Origin of the sequence: Pseudoduganella sp. RAF53_2 (assembly GCF_052113985.1) — a bacterium.
Classification (GTDB): Bacteria; Pseudomonadota; Gammaproteobacteria; order Burkholderiales; family Burkholderiaceae_D; genus Rugamonas.
This window is the reverse complement of sequence record NZ_JBFRDW010000813.1, coordinates 1-2,289: the sequence shown is the minus strand read 5'-3', so window position 1 is coordinate 2,289 and position 2,289 is coordinate 1. Positions and strand designations below refer to the sequence as shown.

The window sequence follows — 2,289 nt, the reverse complement described above, 5'->3', positions numbered from 1 at the left end:
CCCGCCCCCGCCGCACCGCGCGCCGCGTCGGCCGCGATGCCGCCGTGCGTGGGCTTGGCCGCGCCGCTGGCTGCACCTCCCGCACCCGGCGCGGGGCCAAGGCCACGTCCAGCCAGTTGTGCGAGCTGCGCGGGCGTGGCAGCATTGCCGCCGCCTTCGGCCATCTTCTGGAAGCTCTGGCGCGCCTGCACGCCGTACTCGGCCTGCAAGGTGGCGAGATTGCGCCCCATATCCAGCTGGCGTCCATGCTCGTCCACGATCTTGAAGTTCATGAAGTGGTGAGCCGGCAGCTGCTCCGGCTTGAAGTCCGTGGTCAGCACCGTGATCGTAATCTGCTTGCGGATGTCAGCGATGATCGCATCAACCAGGTCACCGCGTCCGAACTCCGTACGCTCGACAAACCTGGCCGCGTAATCCGGCAGCGGCACCATATGGCGGCGCTGCTTTTGCGGCAGAGTTTTCAGCAGCAGATGCACCTTCTCCTTCAGCATGCCCGGCACCAGCCACTCGCAGCGCTCGCGCGAGATCTGGTTCAGCGCATACAGCGGCACGGTCAACGTAACGCCATCACGCACGCTGCCCGGCTCAAAGTGATAACTAAGCTGCATTTCCAGACCGCCCGTCATCATCTTCTTCGGGAACAGGTCTGTGGTGACACCTGCGGCCTCGTGGCGCATCAGGTCTTCGCGGTTCAGGAACAGCAGCTTGGGATCGTCGTGGGACGCATCCTTGTACCACTTTTCGAAACCGGCGCCGTTCACCACGTCGGCCGGAATCGCCTGGTCGTAGAAGGCCTCGATCAGCTGATCATCCACCAGCACGTCCTGGCGGCGCGACTTGTGTTCGAGGTTTTCAATCTCGCGAATCAGCTTGTGGTTGTGAGCGAAGAACTGCAGCCGGGTATCGTAATCGCCGCCAACCAGCGCGTCGCGAATGAAGATTTCGCGCGCCTCGGCCGGATTCTTCTGGCCGTAGTTGATGCGGCGCTGGCTATATACCACCAGTCCGTACAAGGTAGCGCGCTCGGAAGCCGTGACTTGTGCGGGACGTTTTTCCCAGCGCGGCTCGCCCCAGGATTTCTTCAGCAGGTGTCCGCCGATCTTCTCGATCCATTCCGGCTCGATGCGCGCCACGCAGCGTGCGTACAGGCGCGTGGTTTCGACCAGTTCGGCCGCCACGATCCACTTGCCCGGTTTCTTGGACAGCGCGGAGCCCGGCCAGACATGGAAACGGATGCCGCGTGCGCCGAGATAGCCGGCGCCCGGTTCGTCGTCGGATTTAAAGCCGATATTGCCCAGCAGACCGGTGAGCAGGGCCATGTGGAACTGGTCGTAGGTCGCCGGCGACTCGTTGGTGCGCCAGCCCTGCTCTTTCACGATGGTCAGCAGCTGCGAATGGACATCGCGCCATTCACGCAGGCGCAGCTGGTTCAAGAAGGTCGCACGRCAGCTGTCCATCAGCTGCCGGTTGGACTTCTTGTGTTCAATCGCGCTCTCGAACCATTTCCAGATTTTCAGATAGCTCAGGAATTCGGACTTCTCATCCGCGAATTTCTTGTGCTGTTCATCGGCGGCTTGCTGATGCTCGATCGGACGGTCGCGCGGGTCCTGCACGGACAGCGCTGACGCCACGATCAGCACTTCGGTCAGGCAGTGGTATTCCTGCGCGGCCAGGATCATACGGCCAACGCGCGGGTCCAGCGGCAGCTTGGCCAGCTTGCGGCCCAGCTGCGTGAGCTTGTTGTCTTCGTCAACGGCGCCCAGTTCCTGCAGCAGCTGGTAGCCGTCGGCGATGGCGCGGCCCAGTGGTGGCTCGATGAAGGGGAAGCTCTCCACATCGGTCAGATGCAGGGACTTCATGCGCAGGATGACGGAAGCCAGCGAGGAGCGCAGGATTTCCGGGTCGGTGAACTTCGGTCGCTGCGCGAAATCCTGTTCGTCGTACAGGCGGATACACACGCCATCGGCCACACGGCCGCAACGGCCCGCGCGTTGGTTGGCGGCGGATTGCGCGATCGCCTCGATTTGCAGCTGCTCGACTTTATTACGGTAGCTGTAGCGCTTCACGCGCGCCAGGCCGGCGTCCACCACGTAGCGGATACCGGGCACAGTCAGCGAGGTTTCCGCCACGTTGGTCGCCAGCACGATGCGGCGCGCGTTGGTGGTGCGGAAGACGCGGTCCTGCTCTTCAACCGAGAGCCGGGCGAACAGGGGCAGGATTTCCACGTGCGGCGGATGGTGCTTGCGCAAGGCTTCGGCGGCGTCGCGGATTTCGCGTTCGCCAGGCAGG

The 2,289-nt window shown here is 63.4% G+C and carries 1 protein-coding gene; it reads right to left on the bottom strand.

Annotated features, from left to right (window positions below; all coding sequences use genetic code 11):
• On the bottom strand, positions 1-2,289 hold a 2,289-nt coding region (hrpA, locus tag AB4Z11_RS29815), incomplete at both ends, for an ATP-dependent RNA helicase HrpA (protein ID WP_442029516.1).